Annotated in this window: 25 protein-coding genes; 4 read left to right on the top strand and 21 right to left on the bottom strand. The window is 66.1% G+C overall.

Features of this window, described 5'->3' with window-relative positions; translation table 11 throughout:
- Positions 1-67: 67 nt before the first annotated feature.
- The 20 genes from MRBLST15_RS03245 to MRBLST15_RS03150 all read right to left on the bottom strand — a co-directional run bounded on the left by MRBLST15_RS03245 (position 68) and on the right by MRBLST15_RS03150 (position 19,858).
- Positions 68-700: a response regulator gene (locus MRBLST15_RS03245; RefSeq protein WP_025879002.1), complete on the bottom strand. Its 633-nt coding sequence runs from the start codon at positions 698-700 to the stop codon at positions 68-70.
- Between the two features lie 92 nt (positions 701-792).
- The gene (locus MRBLST15_RS03240) at positions 793-1,371 is read right to left on the bottom strand and encodes a PilZ domain-containing protein (RefSeq protein WP_367785221.1); all 579 of its coding nucleotides are present in this window, start codon (positions 1,369-1,371) and stop codon (positions 793-795) included.
- Positions 1,368-1,661 carry a hypothetical protein gene (locus MRBLST15_RS03235; protein ID WP_265955561.1) on the bottom strand — a complete coding sequence of 98 codons (294 nt, stop codon included), beginning with the start codon at positions 1,659-1,661 and terminating at the stop codon, positions 1,368-1,370. The genes MRBLST15_RS03240 and MRBLST15_RS03235 overlap by 4 nt, the downstream gene beginning before the upstream one ends.
- Positions 1,658-2,074 (bottom strand): flagellar export chaperone FliS, encoded by a 417-nt coding sequence (gene fliS, locus MRBLST15_RS03230; protein ID WP_089241027.1) that lies wholly within the window; start codon positions 2,072-2,074, stop codon positions 1,658-1,660. The genes MRBLST15_RS03235 and fliS overlap by 4 nt, the downstream gene beginning before the upstream one ends.
- A 129-nt stretch (positions 2,075-2,203) precedes the next feature.
- Positions 2,204-3,622, bottom strand: coding sequence for a flagellar filament capping protein FliD (fliD, locus tag MRBLST15_RS03225; RefSeq protein ID WP_265955563.1), 1,419 nt, complete (start codon positions 3,620-3,622; stop codon positions 2,204-2,206).
- A gap of 443 nt (positions 3,623-4,065) precedes the next feature.
- Positions 4,066-5,244, bottom strand: a complete 1,179-nt coding sequence (locus MRBLST15_RS03220) for a flagellin (protein WP_032974833.1) — start codon at positions 5,242-5,244, stop codon at positions 4,066-4,068.
- A gap of 86 nt (positions 5,245-5,330) precedes the next feature.
- Positions 5,331-6,521: a flagellin gene (locus MRBLST15_RS03215; protein ID WP_367785220.1), complete on the bottom strand. Its 1,191-nt coding sequence runs from the start codon at positions 6,519-6,521 to the stop codon at positions 5,331-5,333.
- Positions 6,522-6,593: 72 nt separating this feature from the next.
- On the bottom strand, positions 6,594-7,811 hold the full coding sequence (locus MRBLST15_RS03210) for a flagellin (RefSeq protein ID WP_100552482.1): 1,218 nt from the start codon (positions 7,809-7,811) through the stop codon (positions 6,594-6,596).
- Between the two features lie 367 nt (positions 7,812-8,178).
- The gene (gene flgL / locus MRBLST15_RS03205; protein WP_265952785.1) at positions 8,179-9,381 is read right to left on the bottom strand and encodes a flagellar hook-associated protein FlgL; all 1,203 of its coding nucleotides are present in this window, start codon (positions 9,379-9,381) and stop codon (positions 8,179-8,181) included.
- Positions 9,378-11,258 (bottom strand): flagellar hook-associated protein FlgK, encoded by a 1,881-nt coding sequence (gene flgK, locus MRBLST15_RS03200; RefSeq protein ID WP_367785219.1) that lies wholly within the window; start codon positions 11,256-11,258, stop codon positions 9,378-9,380. The genes flgL and flgK overlap by 4 nt, the downstream gene beginning before the upstream one ends.
- An 8-nt stretch (positions 11,259-11,266) precedes the next feature.
- Positions 11,267-12,460 (bottom strand): flagellar assembly peptidoglycan hydrolase FlgJ, encoded by a 1,194-nt coding sequence (gene flgJ, locus MRBLST15_RS03195; protein ID WP_367785218.1) that lies wholly within the window; start codon positions 12,458-12,460, stop codon positions 11,267-11,269.
- A 1-nt stretch (position 12,461) separates the two neighbouring features.
- On the bottom strand, positions 12,462-13,604 hold the full coding sequence (locus MRBLST15_RS03190; protein WP_367785217.1) for a flagellar basal body P-ring protein FlgI: 1,143 nt from the start codon (positions 13,602-13,604) through the stop codon (positions 12,462-12,464).
- A 2-nt stretch (positions 13,605-13,606) separates the two neighbouring features.
- Positions 13,607-14,299, bottom strand: coding sequence for a flagellar basal body L-ring protein FlgH (flgH, locus tag MRBLST15_RS03185; RefSeq protein ID WP_025879104.1), 693 nt, complete (start codon positions 14,297-14,299; stop codon positions 13,607-13,609).
- Between the two features lie 22 nt (positions 14,300-14,321).
- A complete protein-coding gene (gene flgG / locus MRBLST15_RS03180) occupies positions 14,322-15,107 on the bottom strand; it encodes a flagellar basal-body rod protein FlgG (RefSeq protein ID WP_025879105.1) in 786 nt (261 codons plus the stop codon).
- Positions 15,108-15,210: 103 nt separating this feature from the next.
- Positions 15,211-15,960 carry a flagellar basal body rod protein FlgF gene (locus MRBLST15_RS03175; protein WP_099818408.1) on the bottom strand — a complete coding sequence of 250 codons (750 nt, stop codon included), beginning with the start codon at positions 15,958-15,960 and terminating at the stop codon, positions 15,211-15,213.
- Between the two features lie 32 nt (positions 15,961-15,992).
- Positions 15,993-17,216: a flagellar hook protein FlgE gene (gene flgE, locus MRBLST15_RS03170; protein ID WP_032974827.1), complete on the bottom strand. Its 1,224-nt coding sequence runs from the start codon at positions 17,214-17,216 to the stop codon at positions 15,993-15,995.
- A gap of 32 nt (positions 17,217-17,248) precedes the next feature.
- Entirely contained in the window at positions 17,249-17,932 is a 684-nt protein-coding gene (locus tag MRBLST15_RS03165) for a flagellar hook capping FlgD N-terminal domain-containing protein (protein WP_258265858.1), read from the bottom strand.
- Between the two features lie 23 nt (positions 17,933-17,955).
- The gene (gene flgC / locus MRBLST15_RS03160; RefSeq protein ID WP_025879109.1) at positions 17,956-18,363 is read right to left on the bottom strand and encodes a flagellar basal body rod protein FlgC; all 408 of its coding nucleotides are present in this window, start codon (positions 18,361-18,363) and stop codon (positions 17,956-17,958) included.
- A gap of 3 nt (positions 18,364-18,366) precedes the next feature.
- Positions 18,367-18,762, bottom strand: a complete 396-nt coding sequence (gene flgB / locus MRBLST15_RS03155; RefSeq protein ID WP_025879110.1) for a flagellar basal body rod protein FlgB — start codon at positions 18,760-18,762, stop codon at positions 18,367-18,369.
- Between the two features lie 151 nt (positions 18,763-18,913).
- Positions 18,914-19,858 (bottom strand): chemotaxis protein, encoded by a 945-nt coding sequence (locus tag MRBLST15_RS03150; protein ID WP_089241055.1) that lies wholly within the window; start codon positions 19,856-19,858, stop codon positions 18,914-18,916.
- Between the two features lie 134 nt (positions 19,859-19,992).
- Between MRBLST15_RS03150 and flgA the strand changes: the two genes are divergently transcribed.
- The 4 genes from flgA (at position 19,993) to MRBLST15_RS03130 (ending at position 22,674) form a co-directional block, all read left to right on the top strand.
- Entirely contained in the window at positions 19,993-20,649 is a 657-nt protein-coding gene (flgA, locus tag MRBLST15_RS03145) for a flagellar basal body P-ring formation chaperone FlgA (RefSeq protein ID WP_367785216.1), read from the top strand.
- Between the two features lie 75 nt (positions 20,650-20,724).
- Positions 20,725-21,030 carry a flagellar biosynthesis anti-sigma factor FlgM gene (flgM, locus tag MRBLST15_RS03140; protein ID WP_025879113.1) on the top strand — a complete coding sequence of 102 codons (306 nt, stop codon included), beginning with the start codon at positions 20,725-20,727 and terminating at the stop codon, positions 21,028-21,030.
- Positions 21,027-21,365 (top strand): flagellar protein FlgN, encoded by a 339-nt coding sequence (locus MRBLST15_RS03135; RefSeq protein WP_208081380.1) that lies wholly within the window; start codon positions 21,027-21,029, stop codon positions 21,363-21,365. The genes flgM and MRBLST15_RS03135 overlap by 4 nt, the downstream gene beginning before the upstream one ends.
- A 91-nt stretch (positions 21,366-21,456) precedes the next feature.
- A complete protein-coding gene (locus tag MRBLST15_RS03130; protein ID WP_236512136.1) occupies positions 21,457-22,674 on the top strand; it encodes an ATP-binding protein in 1,218 nt (405 codons plus the stop codon).
- A gap of 94 nt (positions 22,675-22,768) precedes the next feature.
- Here the strand turns inward: MRBLST15_RS03130 and MRBLST15_RS03125 are convergent, their stop codons facing one another.
- Entirely contained in the window at positions 22,769-24,544 is a 1,776-nt protein-coding gene (locus MRBLST15_RS03125) for an EAL domain-containing protein (RefSeq protein ID WP_025879116.1), read from the bottom strand.
- Between the last annotated feature and the right edge of the window lie 2 nt (positions 24,545-24,546).

Raw genomic sequence — 24,546 nt, 5'->3', positions numbered from 1 at the left:
GTGGGTGACGGTATTTCGTCGCCAATCCCGTGGGCGGCACCACGGCGTTACCCGTGGAGCGCGGACGTCATTCCAGCTCGTGCTGGTGGCGCGCAGCCAGCAGCAGCAGATCGTTGGCGCGGCGGCAGCCGAGTGACTCCATCATGCGCGCGCGATGGGTCTCCACCGTCTTGACGCTGATGCCAAGGTCGGCGGCGATTTCCTTGTTGCTCTCGCCCTTGCCGATGCGGCGAAGGATCTCGCGTTGGCGTGGCGACAGTGCGGCAATGCCGGTCGGCTTCTCGCGCCCGAGCATCGGCGCCAGCATCTTGGCCGAGATCTGCGGGCTCAGGAACACCTGGCCGGCATGCGCGGCACGCAGCGCCAGTTCCAGTTCCTGCGGTGCGGCATCCTTCACCACGAAACCGACGGCGCCGCGATCGAGTGCATCGCGCACGTGGGCGGCGTCATCATGCATGGTCATCATCACGATGCGCGTACCCGGTGCGCGCAGGCGGATGTCGCTCAGTGCTTCCAGGCCGGTACGGCCGGGCAGCGACAGATCCATCAGCACCACATCCGGCGCGTGCTGCAGGGCCATCTGCAGTGCCTGTTCGGCATTGCTGGCCTCGGCGACGAGCTGCACGTCGGCAAACCCCTGCAGCAGCCGCGCCAGGCCGGCGCGAACCAGGGTGTGATCGTCGACGATGAGAACTCGCACAGGCACGCTGGGGGTTGGGGAGGGGGGGTCCACCTTAACTTAGCTGAACGGGCACGCCAAGGGCCGTCCGTCCGCCTGCATGGTGGCAGATTTCAGCGTGCGCGGCGGGCCTCGGCCACCTGCCGCCGATGCAGTCGGAACAGATGCCGTTCCATCGCCATTTCCAGACCATCGCCGAGGTGATGGAAACGCAGCCACAGATAGTGGCCGCCGCCGCCATCGGCCGCTTCGGCGATGACTTCCACCGGCAGGTCGATATGATCGGGAAGCCAGTCGCTCGGTTGCAGGCGGACTACGCCGGCCTGGCCGGGCAGGCTGCCGCTGCGCGGGCCCAGCTGCAGGCGGATGCCACGGCGCGACCAGCGCACCGGGCGCAGCGTCGGTTCCTGGCCCTGCTGGCGGATCAGGCGGCCGAGCAGGACCATGGTCAGGTCCACCTTGGCTTCCAGCCGCTGCAGCTGCAGGCTGGCTTCGCTGCGTTCTTCGTGTTCGTCGACGCGACTGTCTTCGACCAGCGCCAGGCTGCGCAGCAGGCCTTCGGCGCTGCTGGTCCGGCCTGTTGCACTACCGGCCTGGAACTCGGCGGGCAGGGCCAGTTCGCAGCTGAGCGTTTCGTCGAACAGCTCGCTTTCGGCCGGGTGGTGCAGGGACGTGGTCGGCAGGACGGTCATGCCAGCGATTCTGCCTGCAGGTAGGCATGCGCGGCGCGAAGGGAGCGGCGGCCATCCTGCATCTGCACCGATACGGCATCGCGACGCTGGCGCAGCAGGCCAATCAGGCTCTGCTGGCGTTCCAGCAGCGCCGACAGCGGTGCGTGGTCGGCGCTGGTCAACGGTTGGCTCAGCAGTGCATGCAGGGTGCTGTCATGACCGTCGAGCAGGCTGTCGGCCTGTTCGAAGGCCTCTTCGCCGAGGGCCTTCTCGAAGGCATCCAGCTGCGCATTGAGTTCAAGCAGGCTCACGGTGCCACCGCCGCCGGTCGGCGCTGTTCATGCGGAATCGCATTCCAGGCACCGTCGATCTCGCCCAGCAGCTGCAGCGATTCGTCCAGTGCAGCGCGGTCGTTGTGCAGGTTGGCCTCGGTCAGGCGTTGCAGCAGGTAGTCGTACAGCGCCGACAGATTGCCGGCGATCTCGCCGCCGGCTTCATGGTCCAGCGAGCCGTTGAGGTGGGCGACGATCGCGCATGCTTCGCCGATCGCCTTGCCCTTGCCGGCCTGATCGCCCTGCTCGAGGGTGGCCTGGGCACGGCGTACGCGCTCCAGTGCGCCGGACAGCAGCAGCGCCACCAGTTTGTGCGGATCGGCATCGGCGACCGCACTGGTCACACCCACCTGGCGGTATTGCTCGGCGTACTGACGGCTGGAACCGTACATTCGTGATTCTCCCTTGCGCGGTGTGCCGGGGTGCGGTCGAAGGGACCGTTGACGCCGGCACTGCGATGATTGCTGTTGCGTCCGTTATCGGTGCGTACGGCGCCAAACTTGAGCGCCGTGCGTGTTTCCTCAGCGGTTCAACTGAGCCAGCTGCTGCTGCAGCGCGGTGTTGCTCTGCTGCAGCTTGCCCATCAGGCTGTCCAATGCCACGAACTGCTTCTTGTAACGGGCCTCGACACCGACCATGCGCGCGTCCAGGTCCTTGCGGCGCTTGTCGATGTTGTCCAGCGTGGTGTTCAGTCCCTTGGTGCGGGCGACGAAGGCGCCTTCCTTGCCGACCGTGGTGCTGACGTAGCCGTCCACCAGTGAATACAGCCGGCCGGCACCACCGGTATCGCCGGTGACCGCCTGGCGGATCTTCTCCGGCTGGGCGGCGAGGGCGGCGGCGAACTTGGTGCTGTCCAGCACCAGGGTGCCATCGGCGTTGGGGTAGCCGCGGGTCTGCAGACCCAGCGCCTTGGCGTCCAGCTGGTCGCCCGCCAGGTCCTTGAGCACGCCGGACATCGTCGAACGCAACTGCGCGATCGCACCACGCATCTGCGCGTCGCCGGTCAGTGCGGCCGCTTCCTTGGTCTTCGGGTCGTACTTGGTTTCGGTGTTGATCGCCGCGACGGCCGCGTTGTAGGCGGTGACGAATTCCTGCATCACCTTGGTCGCGGCGGTCGTGTCGGTGCTGATGACCACCGTGCTCTTGCCCTGTTCCTTCAGGTTCAGGGTCAGGCCTGGCACGGCATCGGCCACGGTGTTGCTGGCACTCACTACTTCCACGCCATCAATGGTCAGCAGCGCATCCTTGGCGGGGCTGTTTTCCTTCAGGCTGCCGACCAGCGCGCCCAGCTTCGGATCGCTGCCGGCGTACTCCAGCTTGATGGCGCTGGCTGCACCGGTCTTTTCCTGGGCGATGGACAGGTACTGATTGTCGCCGGAGGTGATCAGCGTCGCCTGCACGCCTTCCTTGCGGCCAGCGGCGTCGATCTTGTTGCGGACGGTGGTGAGGGTGTCGCCTTCCTCCACCTGGATGTTCATGGTCTTGGCCTTGTCACCCACGCCGACGGTCAGCGTCAAGGTTCCGGCACCGAAGGTGTCGGTCTTGGGCACCGAGGTGTCGGCGATCAGCTTGTGGGCCGATGCCAGGTTCTTCACCTCGATCAGATGGGTGCCGTTGGACGCGGCGGCCTTGCTGGTGCCCACGTCGTACAGCGCTACCGACGCGGTCAGCACATCGTTGGCGTTGTTGGGGCCGGCTTTGCCGGTGGCGGTGACGGTGCGGGTGTCGAAGGCAGTGGTGGCCTTCAGCGCGGTCAATGCGGTCTTCAGCTTGTCGAACGCCGAGGTGACCGTGCCGAGCGACGACAACTGCATCTTGGTCTTGGACTGCTGCAGGTTCAGCGCGTTGTCGGCCGGCTTGCGGTCCGCCGCGACCAGCTGGTTGACGATGCTGGAGATATCCAGCCCTGAGCCAATGCCACCGTATCCAAAGTCTGCCACGTCGTTTCTCCTGGTATACGGGCCTGGCCGTCGTGCGGCGGCCCGTCTTCAACGAAAATAGCGGCCTGCGCCGCTGGGTCTTGAGGACTTCGTTGATGCATGCGCCGTGCCACTGGCCGGTGAGGCAGTTCTGGCACGCCGGTTGCAGGAGGTCTGGGGCAGGGTGCGGGTGGGTTCACCGCAGGCTGCCGGGGGTCTGTAAAAAACCCTCCCCCAATGCAGGGGAGGGATCAGGCTACTGACAATCGGGGGGAGACGAAGCCGCCCGGTACGTACAGTCAAAATGCACAACGCTGAAAGAGAGGTCCGCAGGGGCGGGCGATGCCAAGCCGGTTCGGGAAGCTTCCCGGGCCGGGCATGGCCCGCGCCTGTGTACGCCGTGGCTGTCGGGTTGCCGCTACCGTCGGTTCAATCCGACGGTAGCGGCGCCTTCTTGCCGTGGATCAGCGCAGCAGGCTGAGCACGCCCTGCGGCACCTGGTTGGCCTGGGCCAGCATGGCCGTACCGGCCTGCTGCAGGATCTGGGTGCGGGTCAGCTCAGCGGTTTCCTTGGCGAAGTCGGTGTCCTTGATGCGGCTGCGCGACGCCGACAGGTTCTCCGAAGAGGTCTGCAGGTTGGCAACGACCGAGGTGAAGCGGTTCTGGATCGCACCCAGGTCGGCGCGGGTGCTGTTGATCGCACCCAGGGCCTTGTCGACCACTTCCAGCGACTGCTGGGCGCCGAGCACGGTGCTCACGTCCAGCTTCTGCACGTTGGCCGAGGTATCGGTACCGGCGGTGTAGGCGCCAGCGGCTGCCGCGGTGCCCCAGGTCTTGCCGGTGGCGTCGTAGTCGCTGCGCATCAGGGCGATATCGGCAGCGGCAACGGCCTTGCCTTCCTTCACCGAGCTCAGCTTCAGCGTGCCGTCGGCATTGGCTTCGGCGTAGATGCCGGCTTCGCCGAGCTTGGCATTGATGGCGGTCGCCACGGCCTTGGATGCGTCGGCGGTGGTGGCACCGGCCTTGACTTCAACCGTGCCGATGTCCACGCCCATCACCGTGCCGGAGAAGCGTGCACCGTCGGTGCTGGCGGCCAGCGCAGCGGTCGCGCCGGTGGCAAAGGTCGAGGTGCCCAGCGAGCCAGCCTTGGCGTCGATGGTCTTGTCGATGGCGATGGCCTGGCCGGCGTTGGCGCCGACCTGGAACAGCTGGCTGGAGAACGAACCGTCCAGCAGCTTGGTGCCGTTGAAGTCCGACTGCTTGGCGACGCGGTCGATTTCCGAGACCAGCTGGGTCACTTCGGCCTGCAGCGCCTTGCGGTCGCTGGCCGAGTTGGTGGCGTTGGAAGCCTGCACCGACAGCTCACGGACGCGCTGCAGGTTGTTGCCGATTTCGGTCAGCGAACCTTCGGCGACCTGGGCCAGCGAGATGCCGTCGTTGGCATTGCGGATGGCCACGTCGGTACCGCGGATCTGCGTGCCGAAGCGCTCGGAGATGGCCAGGCCGGCCGCATCGTCCTTGGCGCTGTTGATGCGCGAACCGGAGGACAGGCGCTGGATGGTGGTAGCGAGCGAGCTGCCGCTGGTGCTCAGGTTGCGCTGAGCATTCAGGGACATGGTGTTGGTGTTGATGACTTGTGCCATGGTGCTTTTCCTTTGGCGAAGGTGGAACGTATTTCAGGAGCCGGGCGGCAGCTCAGCCGCCGCCCGGTGGTCGATCAAGAAGCGGATCAGCGCAGCAGGCTGAGCACGCCCTGCGGCACCTGGTTGGCCTGGGCCAGCATGGCCGTACCGGCCTGCTGCAGGATCTGGGTGCGGGTCAGCTCGGCGGTTTCCTTGGCGAAGTCGGTGTCCTTGATGCGGCTGCGCGACGCCGACAGGTTTTCCGACGAGGTCTGCAGGTTGGCAACGACCGAGGTGAAGCGGTTCTGGATCGCACCGAGGTCGGCGCGGGTGCTGTTGATCGCACCCAGGGCCTTGTCGACGATTTCCATGGCCTGCTGTGCACCCTTCACGGTGCTGACGTCCAGGTTGCTGGCGTACTTCGAAGCCGGCGCCGCCGCAGCGGTGGTGGCGGTGAAGGTCGGCGCGGTGGCGCCGGTCCAGGTGCCCGGGGTTGCGGTGATGGCCTTGAACGAGCCGTCAGCGTTGGTGCTGTCCTTGACCGAGGTCAGGGTCACGCCGGTGGTGCCGTTCACTTCGGCATAGACGCCGGTTTCGCCGATCTTGGCGTTGATCGCGGTCACCAGTGCTTCGCGCGAGGCCTTGCCGGTGGCAGCGGCGTCGGCGCCCTGCTTGACCGAGACGTCGGCGATGGCCACGCCGTTGATCGACAGGCCGGTGGTGCTGAAATCACCGTTGGTGCCCGGATCGGCCAGGGCCAGTGCGTTGGTGTCGAACTTGGCGCCACCCAGGGCGTTGGCCTTGGCATCGATGGTCTTGTCGATGGCGATGGCCTGGCCGGCGTTGGCGCCGACCTGGAACAGCTGGCTGGAGAACGAACCGTCCAGCAGCTTGGTGCCGTTGAAGTCCGACTGCTTGGCGACGCGGTCGATTTCCGAGACCAGCTGGGTCACTTCGGCCTGCAGCGCCTTACGGTCGCTGGCCGAGTTGGTGGCGTTGGAAGCCTGCACCGACAGCTCGCGGACGCGCTGCAGGTTGTTGCCGATTTCGGTCAGCGAACCTTCGGCGACCTGGGCCAGCGAGATGCCGTCGTTGGCATTGCGGATGGCCACGTCGGTACCGCGGATCTGCGTGCCGAAGCGCTCGGAGATGGCCAGACCGGCCGCATCGTCCTTGGCACTGTTGATGCGCGAACCGGAGGACAGGCGCTGGATGGTGGTGGCCAGCGAGCTGCCGCTGGTGCTCAGGTTACGCTGAGCATTCAACGACATCGTGTTGGTGTTGATTACTTGTGCCATGAGGAGAGGTCCTTGAGCGGTTGCACGTGAGTTGGGTTAGACGCCCCCGACGTGCCCCGGGGGCGGCTCATGTCAGCGCTGCAACAGGCTGAGCACGTTCTGCGGTACCTGGTTGGCCTGGGCCAGCATGGCCGTACCGGCCTGCTGCAGGATCTGGGTGCGGGTCAGCTCGGCGGTTTCCTTGGCGAAGTCGGTATCGCGGATGCGGCTGCGCGATGCGGACAGGTTCTCCGAGGAGGTCTGCAGGTTGGCGACCACCGAGGTGAAGCGGTTCTGGATGGCGCCGAGATCGGCGCGCACGCTGTTGACCGATTCGAGGGCCTTGTCGACGATCGACATCGCCTTCTGTGCGCCCTCGGCCGTGGTGACGTTCAGGTCCTTGACGAAGCTGGCCGTTGCGCCGGTCAGCGTGCCGCCGTTGGTGCTGGTCTCGGTCAGGCCCAGGCCGGCGATGGTGGCGGCGGTGACGCCGGCCGGCGGGGTGGCGGCGCTGACGCCCAGGGTGAAGGTCTGGCCGTCCTTGACCGATGCCAGGCTGACCACGCCGGCGTTGACGGAGGCGACCACGCCGGTTTCGCCCAGCTTGTTGTTGATCGCAGCAGCGGTGGCCGAGGTGATCGACTCGCCGGCCTTCACGGTGAAGTCGCTGACGGTGACCGTGGTGGCGGTGCCGCCCGGCGGGGTCACCGAGATCTGCAGGCCGGAATAGGTGGTATCGGCGGTTGCCTTGTCGACGGCCAGTGCGGTGCCGGTGTAGCCGTTGGCGAAGTTGGCCGCGCCCAGCGAATCGGCCTTGGCGTTGACCACGCTGTTGATGGCGATGGCCTGGCCGGCATTGGCGCCCACCTGGAACAGCTGGCTGGTGAACGAACCGTCCAGCAGCTTGGTGCCGTTGAAGTCGGCCTGCTTGGCGACGCGGTCGATCTCGCTGACCAGCTGGGTCACTTCAGCCTGCAGCGCCTTGCGGTCGCTGGCCGAGTTGGTGGCGTTGGAGGCCTGCACGCCCAGTTCGCGGATGCGCTGCAGGTTGTTGCCGACTTCGTTCAGCGAACCCTCGGCGACCTGGGCCAGCGAGATGCCGTCGTTGGCATTGCGGATGGCCACGTCCAGACCACGGATCTGGGTGGTGAAGCGCTCGCTGATGGCCAGGCCGGCCGCGTCGTCCTTCGCGCTGTTGATGCGCAGGCCGGACGAGAGGCGCTGGATGGTGGTAGCGAGCGAGCTGCCGCTGGTGCTCAGGTTGCGCTGAGCGTTGAGCGACATCGTATTGGTGTTGATTACCTGTGCCATGGGGTCGTCTCCTCTTATGTGGAACCCGTTGGTGAATGAAACGAAGCGCCGCCTGATTTTTTTGTTTGGCTGTGTGCTTCGCCGTTGCCAAATGAATAACGGCGCTTTGTCAACAACCTTTAGCGGGGAATTTCGTTGCAGCCGAATTTCGTCGCTTAAGGCTGTTTTTCCGGGGATTTCCGCCGGCCCGGAAGGGGCGGGGTGAACCCTGGATGGGGCGGCCAGGCAGGACCTGGCCGGCGCCAGAAGAGGTATCGGCGCCCGCCCGGCAAGCTGAATGGTGGCGCTGGGGTGTATCCCTGGCGGAAACGAAAAAGGCCGCGATGCAGGGCATCGCGGCCTTGGGCTCCAACGCGGGTACGTGGAATCAGCGGATCTTGTTGAACAGCGACATCGACTGCATCTGCGAGAACAGTGTCTGTGCCGCCTGTAGCGCGGTGCTTTCCAGCTGGTACTGGCTCAACGCGTCGGCGTAGTCCAGGTCGCGCATCTGCGACAGCGTGGTCTTCAGCGTCACGCCATTGGCCTCACGCATTTCCGCCGCATTGTCCAGCGCCTTCAGCTGCGCACCGCCGGCAGCACGCGAATCGATCATCCGTTCCGCAGCGCGGCCGACATCGCGCAATGCGCTCTGCAGTTCGTTCTGCTGCGCGGCCATCTTCGCCGGCGTACCGGTATCGGCATCCAGCGCGGCGATCAGCTTGTCCATGGTGCCAAAGATGTCGCGGCTGCTGGCGGCCTGCACATTGAAGCTGTCACCTGTCGCTGGTGCGCCCGCGATCTGCAGGCGAACGCCGTTGATCTCCAGTTCGCTGCCGGCCTTGTAGGTGCCGGTGCTGGTCACGTTGCCGGCACTGTCGAGCACTTCGTACTGGTCGGCGGCAGTGAAGCGCACACTGAATGACTGCCCGTTCCAGCTGTCGCTGCCATCGCGGGTGATGTTGGTCAGCACGCCGTTGCCGGTGTTGCCTGCCGCTGCGCTGCCATCAACGAAGCCATCGCCGGTGGGAATGCGCAGGAAGATCTCGCTGCCGGGCAGGGCATCGCGCACGTAGGTGTCCGGACCGACTTCCACCTGGCGCTGGGTCTGATCGCCGCGATAGACCACCTTGCCGTCGATCTTGGCGAACGGCGGATCGCTGTCGTTGGTGCCACCGAACACGTAGCGGCCGGTGCCGTCGCTGCTGTTGGCCAGCGACAGCAGGCCCTCGCGGATCTGGTTCAACTCGGTGATCAGGGTCTTCTTGTCAGGCGCACTCAGAGCGGGGTTGCTGGCCTGGATGGTCAGGTCGTTGACGCGTGCCATCAGGTCGTTGACCTGGGCGAGGGTGTTTTCCTGCACACCCAGGCGGTTCTGCACGTTGTTGCCGTTGAGCTTCATGCGCTCCAGTGCGGCCAGGCTGCGGTCCAGGCCAACCGCGGCACCTGCAGCGACCGGATCGTCCTTGGCGCTGACGATCTTGCTGCCGGTGGCGATCTGCTGTTCCAGATGGCTGAGCTTGGCCTGCTTGGCCATCATCAGCGCCACCGACTGGCTGTACATCATTCCGGTGGAAATGCGGTTGCTCATCGGCGCACGGCTCCCAGGATGGTCTGGAACATGGAGTCGGCAGTGGAAATCAGCTGCGAGGCGGCCTGGTAGGCCTGTTGCAGGCGCAGCATGTCGGCCGCTTCCTCATCGAGGTTGACGCCGGAGACTTCGTCACGCGCGGCCTGCGCCTGGTCGGCGATCACCTGTTGTGCCCCCAGCGAATACTCCGCCGAACGCGCCGCCGCACCGACCTGGGTGGTCAGCCCGCCCAAGGCACCGCCCAGTGTCACCGTGCCAGCGTTGAACGCCTTGGCCGATTCCACCTTGGACAGCTTGGTGGCGTTGCTGTTGTCCGACGAGCCGGCCGGGGTCGGAGTGATGTTGAAGGTGTCGCCATTCTTCGGCACGCCATCGAGCACGAAGCTCCAGCCGTTGGCGCTGATGGTCTGGCCGGGCGTGTAGGTCTGCGGCGGGCCACCATCGATGGTGTAGGTGGTGGCCGAGGTGAACACGATCGCAGCCGGGTTGCGCAGGTTGGCGTTCGCTGAGTCGGTCACGGTCACGCCGCTCAGCCTGCCGGTACCGGTGTTGGCCAGTGCCGCTGCACCCTTGATCGCGGCCGCCGCGGCAATGCGCGACGGATCGGTGATCGCCATCTCCAGGCTGCCGGCCACGCCGGCTGTCGGCTGCAGCAGGAAGCGGTCGTTGGCTGCCGGGGTACCGCCGACCACCAGCTTCACGCCGTTGATGACCAACGGGTCAGCGGCCGTACCGGTGCCGGTCAGCGGCACGCTGGCGCCGGTGTCGGCGCGGCTGGCAGCCCAGTTGCTGCCATCGAACTTCAGCACGATGTTCTGCGCTTCCAGTTTGCCGAGGTCACCATAGCTGGCGGTGATCGAACCGGTGCCGGTGTTGCTGGCATTGCCGGTGACACGCGGCGTGCCGATGTTGAAGAAGTCGCCGCCCATCTGGCCGTACAAATCGACGCCCTGGCGATGGGTGCTGTTGAACGTCTCGGCCAGGCCGACGGCCAGCTTGCCCAGTTCGGCCTGTGCCGGGGTCAGCACGGTGTCGCGGAACTCGAGCAGGCCGCCGATCTGGCCGCCCACCGCCTTCGGGTCGAGGGTGATGGTGCCACCCTGGGTCTGCAGCGCCAGCTGCAGGCGCTCGGGCTGGTACGGGTCGGCCACCGTAGTGACCTTCGATGCAGTGGTGCCCACCACCAGCGCCTGGCCGCCGGCGGTGTAGACGTTCATGATGCCGCCGTCCTGGACCACCGCGGTGCCGCCGGTGTAGCCCACCAGCTGCGAGATCAGCTGATCGCGGCGGTCCAGCAGGTCGGGCGCGGCGTTGGCGATGTTGGTGCCGATGGCACCGTTGATCTGCGCGATCTCCGACGCCAGCCGGTTGACCTCGGTGGCACCGGCCATCAACCCGTTGTTGACCTCGCCATTGAGGTTGTTCAGATGGGTGTTGAGCTGGCTGAAGCGGTTGGCCAGCGCCTTGCCACCATCCAGCATGTTCTGCCGGTCGGCAGTGCCGGCCGCGTTGGAAGACAGGCCGCTGACGGTGTCGAAGAAGTTCGACCAGACCCCGGCCACGTTGGTGGCCGCGTCAGAGAACAGCGCATTGACCCGGTCGGCCATGCCCGAAAGCTGCTTCAGGCGCGCCAACTCACCGCTGCTGTCGAGCAGGCGCGAGATCGCCAGCTGGTCGGCCGCGCGGCGGATGTCGACGATGCGGGTGCCGTTGCCAACGTCACCGTAGCCATAGTTCTGCGGGGTGGCGGTGGCGAAGTCGACCTTCTGCCGGCTGTAGCCGGGCGTGTTGAGGTTGGCCACGTTGTGGCTGGTGGTGGCCAACGCACGCTGGAAGGCGAGCAGGGCACTGGTACCGGTGGAAAGTACGCTGGACATGGGGTTCCTCAACGACGAGTGATACCCAGCGCCGCGGTTGCGGTGCTGGCGAAGGTCTGACCGATGCGTGAGCCGGCGTCGGCCACGGCGGCCACGGCGCGCTCGATGGTCGGGCCGCCGGCGATCGCGGCGATCTTGGCCGCGTAACGCGGGTCGGTGGCATAGCCGGCGCGTTGCAGGCCGCGCGCGAAGCCCTGCACATCGGTGCCGGCCTGCAGTGCCTGCTGGTAGCGCGGGCTGGTCTTCAGCAGCCGCACGTAGTCGGCAAAGCTCTCCGCGGGCGAGGTGTAGGCGCGGAAGCTGGCGGTCTCGTTGCGGCGCACGCCATCGACGTACTCATGGGTGCCGGCGCTGGCGCTCTGGCCCTTCCAGCCGGTGGCCTTGATGCCGAACAGGTTGTGCGAGGTGCTGCCATCGGCATGCTTGATCTGGCGCTTGCCCCAGCCGGTTTCCAGCGCTGCCTGGGCCACCAGGGCGCGGGCGTCCACGCCCAGTTCCTTGGCTGCGCTCTGCGCGTGCTGCCAGATACTGGCAACGAAGCCTTCGGGCGTGTGCGCGCCCAGCTGGGCGACGGCGGTGCGGGTGGCCAGCGCATCGGCCGGGGTGCCGCTGCTGCCGCGGTTGCTGGCGGTCGGCGCCCACTGGTCGCTGGCAGCGGCCCAATCGGCACCACCGATGGTGCCGGCATAGGGATCGTCGGTGCCCAGCGAACGGTGCATGCCGCTGCTTTCCCGGCCTGCAATCAGGTCCAGCGCCTGCTCCATCGGTGCGACCGAAGACTGCGCGCCCTCCTGCACACCGGCTGCCATCTGCTGCAGCATGCGCACGGCCTGGCCGGCATCCTGAAGCGGCAGCGACGGCGCCGCCGGGGCATTGAGCTGGTAGGCGCGGCTGGCCTTGGCCGGATCCACGCGGGTATCCAGTGCCGGGCCATCGGCCTGCGCGCCGGACAACTGGCGGGTGATCATGCTCGACAGGCCCAGGCCCTTGCCGCGGGTCATCGCCTCAGCGATCTTCTGGTCGTACATCTCCCGGAACATCTTGTTTTCCCCGGGGAACAGCGAATCGCCGAAGCTGGCATCACGCATGCTCTTGACCAGCATCTGCGCGAACTGGCCTTCAAGCTGGCGCGCGACCTTGTCGATCTTCGCCGGGTCGTTCTGCTGTGCGGGGCTCAGCTCGAATGCGGGAGTGATGCGCATGTCAGATCACCTCGAGCTCGGCGCTCAGGGCGCCGGCCTGCTTCAGTGCTTCCAGGATCGCGATCAGGTCGCCCGGTGCCGCGCCAACGGCATTCACCGCATGCACGATCTCGTCCAGGGTGGTGCCGCCGTTGAACTTGAACATGCGGCTGCCATCGTTTGTGGCGGTAATGGTCGACTGCGGCGTGGCCACGGTCTGGCCACCGGCAAAGGCGTTGGGCTGGCTGACGTTGGTGTTTTCCTGGATGGTCACCGTCAGCGAACCGTGCGAGATCGCGGCCGGGCCGACCCGGACCTGCTGGCCGATGACCACGGTGCCGGTACGCGAGTTGACCACCACCTTGGCCGGCGCAGCACCCGGGGTCAGTTCCAGGTTTTCGATACGGGCCAGCAGGCCGATGCGCGCACCGGCATCGGTCGGCGCACGCACGGCAACCGTGCCACCGTCCACCGCGCGGGCCGAGCCCTCGCCAAAGGCATTGTTGAGTGCACCCACCATCCGCGAGATGGTGGTGAAGTCGCTGTTGTGCAGGTTCAGGGTGATCTCGCCGCTGGCACCGAACACATCGGGCAGTGCGCGTTCAACGGTCGCACCGTTGGGAATGCGGCCGACGCTGGGCACGTTCACCGAGACGCGCGAACCGTCCTTGCCCTGCGCGCCGAAGCCGCCGACGATCAGGTTGCCCTGGGCAATCGCATAGACCTGGCCATCGGCACCGCGCAACGGCGCCATCAGCAGCGAGCCACCACGCAGCGACACCGCGTTGCCAATGGAGGACACGGTGATGTCGATCGGCTGGCCGGGCTTGGCGAACGGCGGCAGCTCGGCATGGATCGCCACCGCCGCCACGTTTTTGAGCTGCGGGTTGACGTTGGCCGGCACGTTGACGCCGAGCTCGCCCAGCAGGTTCTTCAGGCTCTGCACGGTAAACGGCGCCTGGCTGGTGCGGTCGCCGCTGCCATCCAGGCCGACCACCAGGCCGTAGCCCACCAGGGCATTGCCACGAACGCCACCCACCTGGGCCAGGTCCTTGATGCGCTCGGCGCTGGCCGGGGCAGCCACCGCGAAGATCATGAACACTGCGCAGCAGATCGACGCAGCGCGTCGCTGCCAGGAAGAAGAGAAGAAGAGTTTCATGGCCATACTCAGAACGGCGTCAGTCCGGAATTGAAGAAGCGGCTCAACCAGCCCATCGCGTTGGACTGCGCGACAGGGCCGCGGCCGCCATAGACGATGCGCGCTTCAGCCACGCGGCTGGAGGGCACGGTGTTGTCCGCGCTGATGTCACCGGGGCGCACGATGCCCTGAACCTGCACCAGTTCATCACCCTGGTTCAGGCGCAGGTTCTTCTGCCCCTGCACCACCAGGTTGCCGTTGGGCAGGCGCTGCACCACCGTCACGGTCACGTTGCCCTGCAGGCGGTTGCTCTGCGCGCTGTTGCCCTTGCCGGTGAAATCACGCGCGCCCTTGGCCGTCGCACTCAGGATGTCCTTGCCGCCCAGGGTGACCGGTGCGCCGAGAATCGACGGCGTACCGAGGCTCAGGTTCGATTCCTTGTTGGTGGCGGTGTTGGCGCTGGTCTGCGCGGTGGTGTTTTCCAGCAGGGTGATGGTCAGCAGGTCGCCGACATCGCGCGCACGGCGGTCCGAGTACAGCTGCAGCGTCGGGCCGGCAGCGTAGATCGCGCCAGCGGTCGGTTCGGCCTGCGGCGGCATGATCGGCTGCAACGGCGCCATCGTCGGATAGGGGCGCACGTCGCCAGCGATCACGCAGCCACCGAGCAGGGCAGCCACGGCGCAGGCGAGGGCAGTACGGGCGAAGGAAGAAAGGGGCGACATGGCAGTTTCCCGGTGAGGGCGGTCAGAGCTTGTTGCTGAGGTAACCGAGCATCGAGTCGGTGGTCGAGATCGCCTTGGCGTTCATTTCGTAGGCGCGCTGGGTTTCGATCATCGACACCAGCTCTTCCACCACGTTGACGTTGCTGCCTTCCAGCGCACCCTGCACCACGGTGCCAAGGCCATTCAGGCCAGGGTTGCCGTTCTGTGCCGGGCCGGAGGCCGTGGTTTCCAGGAACAGGTTTTCACCACGCGCCTGCAGGCCCGCCGGATTGACGAAGTCGGTCAGAGTCAGCGCACCCACTTCCACCGACGCCGCACCGTCGGCCATCTTCACGCTGATGGTGCCGTCGGTACCGATGGTCACCGACTGCGCGCCTTCGGGAATCTGGATGCCCGGCTGCACCGGGTAGCCGCTGTTGGTGACCAGCTCGCTGTCCTGGTTGATCTTGAACGAGCCATCTCGCGTATAGGCCGAGCTGCCGTCGGGCATCTGCACTTCGAAGAAGCCGCGGCCGTTGACCATCACGTCAAGCGCGCGACCGGTCTGCTGCTGGCTGCCCTGCTCGAAGTTCTTGGCGGTGGCCACCACGCGCACGCCGGTGCCGATCTGCAGGCCGGTCGGCAGCTGGGTCTGTGCCGAAGACGAACCGCCGGGCTGGCGCACCTGCTGGTACAACAGGTCCTCGAAGCTGGCGCGGTCCTGCTTGAAGCCGGTGGTGTTGGTGTTGGCGAGGTTGTTGGAAACCACCGACATGCGCATCTGCTGCGCATCCAGTCCGGTTTTCGCGATCCACAATGCCTGGTTCATCTTCGGAGTCCTGTCTGGGTGAAGCCGGCCGCGCGATGCGGCCCATGGGGTAGGGAGTGCAAGCGGCGTGCCAGCACCAGCGCAGGCCGGTGCCGGAATTCCGTCAGCTGCCCAGGCGCAACAGGCTGTTGGCGCTGCGCGCGTTGTCATCGCCGTGCTTGATCACCTGTACCTGCATTTCGTACTGGCGCTGCAGCTGGATCATCTGCACCAGCGCACCGGCGGCATCGACGTTGCTGCCTTCCAGCTGGCCGCTGTGCACCGCCGTGCCCTGCGCCTGGGCGAACGGCTGCAGTGGATCGGTGTTGCGGAACAGGCCATCCAGGCCGCGTTCGAGGCGTTCATCCGGCGCCTGCACCACCTTGATCCGGCCGATCATCGCCATCGTCTGCGGGCCTTCGCCCTGCGGGATGATCGAGATCGTGCCGTCGTTGCCGATCTCCATCGCCTGGTAGGGCGGAATCGCGATCGGGTTGTTGTTGTCATCCAGTACCGGACGGCCGCTGGAGGTCACCAGCTGGCCGTTCGGGGTCACCGACAGCGCGGCGCCACGGGTGTAGGCCTCGCTGCCATCGGTGGACTGCACGGCCAGCCAGGTGCCGGTCTGCAATGACAGGTCCAGCGGCTTGCCGGTGATGTGCTGCGCGCCGGCGGTGCGGTTGAAGCCCGCATCGACGTGCAGCGCATCCACCCGCGAGGCAAAGCCCGGGCCACGGATCGGGAAGGCTTCGGTGTTGGCCAGCGCTTCCTTGAAGCCGGGGGTGTCCGAGTTGGCGAGGTTGTGGCTGAGCGTTCCCTGCGCCTGCAGGGAGGCGCGGGCACCGGTCATCGCCACGTAAAGGGCTTTATCCATGCGGGGGGTTCCGTGACAGGGTCAGCAGGTCATCAACGGATGTTGATGACGGTCTGGGTGATCTGGTCCTGGGTCGTGATCATCTGCGCGTTGGCCTGGAAGTTACGCTGCGCGGTGATCATGTTGACCAGCTGTTCGGTCAGGTCGACGGTGGAGGACTCCAGCGAACCGGCCTGGATCTTGCCGAGGTTGGAGGTGTCGGCGGCGCCGGTGCGCGGCGTGCCCGAATCGAAGGTCTCCACCCACAGGTTGTTGCCCTTCTGTTCCAGACCCTGCGGATTGTTGAAGCTGGTCAGCGCCACCTGGCCCAGCGGCTTGTCGTCGCCGTTGGAATAGCGGGCGAACACCACGCCGGTTTCCGACACGGTGATCTCGTTGAGCTTGCCGGCCGCGTAGCCATCCTGCTGGGTGTTGCGCAGGGCGAACTTCTCGCCGTACTGGGTCGAGCCGCTCACATCCAGCGTCATGTTCAGCACGCCAGCGCCGGTGGTCGGGGTGAAGGTGCCGAGGCTGATCTTGCCGTTGGCCGGCGCCGTCAGCTTGCCGGCGTTGTCGAAGGTCAGCGGGGTCGGCGTGCCGGCCGGCTGGCCATCGACGTAGTTGTGCACCGTCCAGGCGTTGGTGGCCGCTTCCTTGACGAAGTAGGACACCTGGGTGTGGCTGACGCCCAGCGAGTCATACACGGTGATGCCGCCGCTGGAGTGGCTGTAGCTGTTGGAATTGGTCGGGTCGAAGGTGGTCACCGTCGGCTGCTTGGCATTGCCCGGCAGGGTGAAACCAACCTTGACTTCGCTGGTCTGCTTGGGCGGGCTGTCGGTGGTCAGCAGCTGCAGGTCGACCAGGCGGCCGGCATCGAAGTTGGTGCCGTCGGCGTTCGGTGCGAACACCTGCAGGCGTGCGCCCTGCGGGTTGACCACGTAGCCGGCGGCGTCGGTCTGGAAGTTGCCGGCGCGCGAGTAGACGCGTGCACCGTTCATGTTCATGGTGAAGAAGCCCTCACCGGAAATGGCCATGTCCAGGCTGCGGCCGGTCTGCTCGTTGTTGCCCTGGATGAACTGCTGGGCCACGTTGGAAACGCGCACGCCCGAACCGATCGCGTTCTTGGACAGACCGTAGCTGGTGGCGGCGAACAGGTCGGCGAATTCCGCGCGCGACTGCTTGAAGCCGGTGGTGTTGACGTTGGCCACGTTGTTGGCGGTGACGCTCAGGTCCGAGTTGGCAGCGTTGATGCCGGACAGGGAAATGTTGAAGCCCATGGGATGCTCCTGTTGGATGCGGTGGGTGCGGCTCAGCTGACGCGGAGCACGTAGTCGAGAGGGGCCGTGCCCAGGCCCTTGAGATTCAGGTAGAGGCCGTCGGACCCGACGGTCACGCTTTCCACCGGTGCCTGCACGAAGGTGGACAGCTTGGTGCTCTTGCCGGTGGTGTCGACGTGGTTGGCGACGATGTTGTACTTGCCCGGTTCCATGCGCTTGCCGTTGGCATCCTTGCCGTCCCAGGTGAACGCGGTCTCGCCGGCTGCCTTGGCTTCAACGCTGATCGAGGTGACCTTGGCACCGTTGGCGTCGGTGACGTCCACGGTGACGATGCCCGCGGCCGGTGCGGCAACCGTGCCGTCCACCGAGCCTTCCTTTTCCAGCACCAGCTTTTCCGACGGCACCAGCACCTGGTGGCCGACCAGCGCGGCGCCACGCAGCACCTGGTCGCTGGCCATCGACTCCTGGAAGCCTTTCACCGACTTGTTCAGATCGGTGATGCCCTGCACGGTCGACATCTGCGCCATCTGCGAGACCATCTGCGTGTTGTCCATCGGCTTCAGCGGATCCTGGTGCTGCAGCTGCTCGGTCATCAGGCGCAGGAAATCGGCCTGGTCCAGCGTGTTCTTCTTCTTGGTGGCATTGCTGTTGGGGGCGTTCAGGCCGAGGGCGGCGTAGACGTCCTGGTTGCTCTGGTTGTTGACGGCAGTGGTCATGGCGGTGTCCGGTGCAGCGGGCCTCAGCGGCCCATGGTCAGGGTGGCCAGGGCCAGTTCCTTGGCGGTGGTCAACATCTCCACGCCGGCCTGGTAATTGCGCGAGGTGGAGATCAGGTTGACCATCTGCGCCACCGGATCGACGTCGGGCTGGTAGATGTAGCCATCGCCATCGGCCAGCGGATGGCCCGGCTCGTAGCGCTTGATCGGCGCCGCGTTGCTCTGGGTGATTTCCTTGACCTGCACCGAGGTGATGTTCGGATCGGTCTTGCTGGTGACCGCCTGGAAGATCGGTTCCAGCGGCTTGTACACCGCGTCGGCGGAGCCGGCGATGCTGTCAGCATTGGACAGGTTGGAGGCGATGGTGCTCATGCGCACCGACTGCGCCTGCAGTGCGGAGCCGGCGATGTCGAAGATCGGCAGGTTGCTCATGGCTTATTGCCCCGTGATCGCGGTGAGCATGGAACGCACCTTGCTTTCGACGAAGCTCAGCGAAGCGCGGTATTCCAGCGCCGCGCGGCCATAGGCGGCGCGTTCGGCATCGGGGTCGACGGTGTTGCCGTCGATGCTGGGCTGCACGCCCTCGCGCGCCACCTGGAACGGATTGAGGCCACTACCGATTTCGTAGTGCTGCTCGTTGGTGGTGGTCATCAGGCCGTTGGCATCCAGCCCCTGGGCATGGCGCAGGGCCGAATCGAAGTCCAGGTCCTGGGCCTTGTAGCCGGGGGTGTCGGCATTGCCGAGATTGCTGGCGATCAGCTTCATGCGCTGTTCGCGCAACGGCATTGCCTGGGCATGGACGCCCAGGTAGTCGGTAATCAGGTTGCGCACGGTGCACTCCCACGGGAACGTTGCCCGGGAAGCTGCAAGTGGTGTGCCAAAGGCGTGGGGTCAGATCCCCGCAGGGGCTCTGACCCCGAGGGTCACGCATTGCGATGTATGGGGTCGGAGCCCCTTCGGGGGTCCGACCCCACGGGCGGCCTTACGCCGCCATCGCTACCTTGCGCAGGCGGTCCAGCACGAAGTCGGCCAGCTCGTGCGGCGAATACTTGGCAACGAAGGCATTGGCACCCACGCGCTCGACCATCGCATTGTTGAATACGCCCGACAGCGAGGTATGCAGCAGCACGTACAGCCCGGACAGGCCGGCGTGCCGCCGGATTTCCGTCGTCAGCGTGTAGCCGTCCATCGCCGGCATCTCGATGTCCGAGATCACCATGGCGTAGCGGTCTGCCGGGTTTTCACCCGAGGCGTGGATCTGCAGCAGGTGGTCCAGCGCCTGCTTGCCATCCGAGAGCAGGGTTGCGCCCACGCCCAGCTGGTCCAGCACACTGCGGATCTGCTGGCGGGCCACCCGGGAATCATCCACCACCAGCACCTGCAGCTGCGGGGCATCGGCGGGCATCGCCATGGCGGGGTCGAGCACCGCCTCACCACGCACCTGGGCGATGTCGGCCAGCACGCTTTCCACGTCGATCACCTGGATCAGCTCGCCCTGGAAGCGGGTCACCGCGGTCAGGTAGCTGGATTCAGCACCCAGTTCCGGCGGCGGGTGGATGTCTTCCACCGCGATGTTGACGATGCGCTCCACGCCGCTGACCAGGAAGCCCTGGATCGAGCGGTTGAACTCGGTAACCACCAGATAGCCCGGTGCAGTGTCCGCATCCGGCTCGCGCTCGGGGTGGCCGATGGCCAGGCCCAGGTCCAGCACCGGCACCGAGCGGCCGCGTACATCGGCCACGCCGGCAAACTGGCCGGGCAGGCCGGGCACCTGGAACAGTTCCGGGCGGCGCAGCACTTCCTGCACCTTGAAGACGTTGACGCCAAAAAGCTGACGTCCGCCGAGGCGGAACAGCAGCAGCGCCAGGCGATTGTGGCCGGCCAGTCGGGTTCGCTGGTCGATCCGGTTGAGCAGGTCATGGGACATGGCTGCTGTATCGGCGCGGGCAGGGCGGAACTTGAGGGCCTGTGTGCAGGGCCGGACCCGCGCGGATTTCCGTGCACCGCCTGTGGCACGCAGCTTGCACGCGTCTGGGCCAGGTCTTACCGACAGGAGGCGCCATGCGCCGCATTGCTTCTTTCCTTGCCATTGCACTGGCCGTGGCCGCGCCGTGGGCAACCGCAGCCGACTGGCAGCCGGTGGCCAGCATCCGCGCCGCGGCACTGTCGACCCTGGCCGCAGGTACCGAGGGTGAGGCTGTCGTCGCCGATGCGCTGCGCCTTCCCCGCTGCGGCGGCGCACTGCAGGTGCAGCCCACCGCCAATACGACCGTGGAAGTCAGTTGCCCCGACGCCGGAGGCTGGCGCCTGTTCGTGCCGGTGAAGGTGCGCCGCAACCAGACCGTACTGGTGTTGACCCGCGGCATCGGCACTGGAGAATCCATCGCCGCCGCCGATATCAGTACTGCCCAGCGTGACGCGGCACGGATTGCCGGCGCAGTGCTGGCCGATCCTGCCGCAGCGATCGGCCGCATCGCCCGTCGGCCGTTGCCGGCGGGAACCCTGTTGTCGAGCAACGATCTGGTGGCCCAGCGTCTCATTAAACGAGGAGACAGTGTGGCACTTGTATCGCGGCGTGGCTCGGTCGAGGTCCGCATCGCCGGGCGCGCACTAGGCGATGCCGGACAGAACGAGCGCGTCTCAGTGGAAAACCTGTCCTCGCGCCGTATCGTGCAGGGCACGGTGGATGCGGCCGGTGACGTAATCGTGGCGCGTTGAAATGATGCAGAATTCCCCTAAAGATCACGGCCCTGCGGCCGTTATCCCTTGTGTACGGCAACTCCAGGACACCCCATGAGCCAGAAAATCGACGGCAACCTGCAGGTCCCCCAGGCACTGCGCAGCGTGACCACCCCGGCCGCCAAGCCCGGTGTGAGCACCGATTCGGCGGCACGTCCGGTCGAGGCGGCTGACAGCCTGCGCCTGACCGGCGAAGCCACCAACCTGCAGGCCATCGAGCGTGAGCTGAGCACCGCCCCGGCGATCGACGCCCAGCGTGTTGCAGCGGTGCGCGAATCGCTGCAGAACGGCACCTACAAGATCAATCCGGACGCGATCGCTTCGCGCATGCTTGAACTGGACCAGCAGCTGCAAGGATGACCGCGGCGATGAGCGAGCCGCTGCAGCGCCTTGCCCAGGCCCTGGACGTTGAGCGCCAGGCCCTGGTCGAGCACGACGTGCATGCCCTGATCCGTGCCACCGGTGCGAAGCTGGAAGCGCTGCGTGCGTTGGAAGGCACGCCGCCGGTGGGCGAGGGCGAGCAGCTGCAGGAACTGGCCGAACGCAACCGCGCCAACGGCGTGCTGCTGTCGCGGCGCCGGCGCGAGGTCAACTGGGCACTGCGCCAGATGGGCCGCACCGAAGAGTCCTCGGCATACGACGCCAAGGGCCAGTCGCATACCGTCACCGCGCGGCGGCCACTCGCCGTCGCCTGACCGGCCGGCGGTCGGCTGACCGCCCGATGGCGGCTGTCGGCCGCCGCACGAGCGCGTATATTGGGCGCCTGTTTGATCGCCTCGAGTCGCCGTGTCCGCCGCCAACGTTCTGGTTACCGCCCCCCTTCCGCCGCAACCGGTGCTGCAGGCCCTGCTTGAGCGCCTGCGCGAAGGTCTGTTGCTGTTCACCGAAGATGGACAGGTGGCCCTGGCCAACCCGGCCGCACAGAGCCTGCTGGGCAGCGACGAAAGCGCCTTGCCGCCGCCGCAGCGCCTGCGCGAGCTGTTGCCGCCGGATGCCCTCGAACATGCGCGCCAGCACGGTCATTGGAATGGCAGCCTGCCGCTGGGCGAGGGCGTGGTCATCGCCCATCTGTACTTCCATGGCGAGCCCGGTTCGGGGCACTACCTGGCGTTGTTCCGCCATATCGAAGGCCAGGAAGACTACGAGCGCGAACTGCAGCAGCGCCATGCCGAACTGCGGCAGGCGTACCTGCGCTTGAACGGCACCCAGGAAAAACTGTTGCAGTCGGAGAAGATGGCCTCCATCGGCCAGCTTGCCGCCGGCGTGGCGCATGAGATCAACAACCCGATCGGTTACGTGCATTCCAACCTGGGCAGCCTGCAGGAGTATCTGCGCAGTCTGTTCACGGTGATCGAAGCCTACGAGCGTGCCCTGCGTGCGCCGGATCCTAAGGCGTTGATTCCGGAAATCGACGATATCCGTGACCGCCTGGACATCGATTTCATCAGCCGCGACCTGCCGCAGCTGATGGCCGAATCACGCGAAGGCATCGAGCGCGTCACCCGTATCGTGCGCGACCTGAAGGACTTCTCCTATTCCGGCCGCGATGAGTCGTGGAAGCTGGTCGACCTGCATTCCGGCCTTGAATCGACCATCAACATCATCTGGAACGAGCTCAAGTACAAGGTGCACCTGGTGCGCGAGTTCGGCCAGCTGCCGCTGGTGGAATGCCTGCCGTCGGAGTTGAACCAGGTCTACATGAACCTGCTGCTCAACGCCGGCCATGCCATCGCCGAGCGCGGCACGATCACCGTGCGTACCGGCGTGGATGGCGATACGGTGTGGGTGGAATTTGAAGACACCGGCGGTGGCATCTCGCCGGAACTGCGCCAGCGCATCTTCGATCCGTTCTTCACCACCAAGCCGGTGGGCAGTGGTACCGGCCTGGGCCTGTCGATCTCCTACAGCATCATCAACAAGCACCACGGCCGCATCGACCTGGACAGCACACCGGGTGTCGGCTCGCGCTTCCGCCTGGTGCTGCCGATCAAGCAGCCGCGGTAGAGATTTCCGGTAATGCCGGCCGCTGACCGGCAACCCGGTGAAACCAGCGACCCGGTAGCTGTCGGCCAGCGGCCGGCACTACCCGTGCGCAGGATCAGCGCAGCGGCGAACGATCCTCGCCGCCGTCGGCCGGCTCCACCGCTGCCAGGCCACCATTGCTGCGCCGCTGTTCCTCGTACGTGCGGAATGCCTGATGGATGTGCTTGCGCAGTTCGTCGTCGTTCCATGGCTTGGTCAGGAACCGGTAGATCGCACCGCGGTTGATCGCATCGGTCACCGTGTTCAGATCGGTATAGCCAGACAACACCAGACGGATCGTGTCCGGGTACAGCATCTTCACCCGGCCCAGGAACTCGGTGCCGCTCATGTCGCTCATGCGCTGGTCGGACAGGATCACCTGCACGTCGTTGATCGCCAGCAGATCGAACGCATCGCGCACATTGCCTGCCGCCAGGATGCGGTAACCATCGCGGCGGAACAGGCGCACCAGCGAGCGCAGCACGTTCTCTTCGTCGTCCAGCAGCAGCAGGGTGCGGTCCGGCCGGGTTTCGGCGAATGCTTCCGGACGCAGGTAGCGGCGACGCAGGGTCATGCCCGCGGCATCGGCCGACATCGGCTCGCCGAACAGATAACCCTGGAACACGTCGCAGTCATTGCGGCGCAGGAAGCCGAGCTGCGCCTGCGATTCCACGCCATTGGCGATCACCGTCATGCCCAGCTGGTGGCCCATCGCGATGATCGCGCGGGCGATCGCCGCTTCACGATTGCCCGCCGGTGCGCTCTTGATGAAGCTGCGGTCGATCTTCAGCTTGTCCACCGGGTAGCGCACCAGCGCACTCAGGCTCGAATCGCCGGTGCCGAAGTTGTCCAGGCTCAGGCTGATGCCTTCGTTGCGCAGGTTGGCCAGTGTTTCGTGGACGAAGTTGACGTTGTTGGTCAGGGCGCTTTCGTTGATCTCCAGCGTCAGCATCTGCGCTGGCACGCCGGACGCCTGGATCACGCCCATGACCTCGGCAAAGAAGTTCGGGCGCAGCAGCTGCAGGGTGGATACATTCACCGCGATGGTGAAGTCATCGAAGCCCTGGTCGCGCCACAGCCGGGCCTGCTTCAACGCGCCTTCCAGCACCCACGTGCCGATCTGCACGATGATGCCCAGGCGCTCGGCGGTACGCATGAAGCGCTCCGGCACCAGCATGCCCAGCGTGGGCGACTGCCAGCGCAGCAGCGCCTCCATGCCCACCACATGGCCATCGCGGGCGCTGACCAGCGGCTGGTAGCGCAGCTTCAATTCGCCGTTGGGAATGGCATCGACGATCTGCCTTGCGATGATGCTCTCGCTGTGCGCGCTCGGCGGCGTGTCCACCGCATGGATGCGCACCGCATTGCCGCCTTCGCGGGCGGCCTGGTACAGCGCGTCCTCGGCATGGTCGAGCAGGCGCGAGGCATTGCTGGCGTGCTCCGGGCACAGGCTCACGCCCAGTTTGCCGGTCATGAACAGCGTATAGGGCAGTACCGAAAGGGGCAGCTCCATCTGCTGGCGGATCTCTTCGGCGAAATCCTCGGCCAGTGGCAGATCGGCGGTGCGCGGCACGGCGATCAGGAACTCATCGCTGCCATGGCGCCACAGCATGCCGCGTCCGCGCAGGTAGGACTGCAGGCGCTGGGCGACCAGCACCAGTGCCTGGTCACCGACCTCCGCACTCATGTTCTCGTTGACCGAGGCGAAGTGGTCGATGTCCACGTGCATCAGCATCAGCGGGGTGCCTCCGGAAGCGGCTTCGGCGACCATAGCCTGCAGCTCGGGGTTGCCGGCGCCGAGGCGATCAGGCGCATCATCGATGCTGACCGGGGGCAGGTTGGGGTTCCACATGG

It is taken from the genome of Stenotrophomonas sp. LST15-1-1.1 (genome assembly GCF_040815575.1).
Classification (GTDB): Bacteria; Pseudomonadota; Gammaproteobacteria; order Xanthomonadales; family Xanthomonadaceae; genus Stenotrophomonas; species Stenotrophomonas lactitubi_B.
Note: the sequence above shows the minus strand (reverse complement) of the source record. Positions and strands in the feature narration are given on the sequence as shown.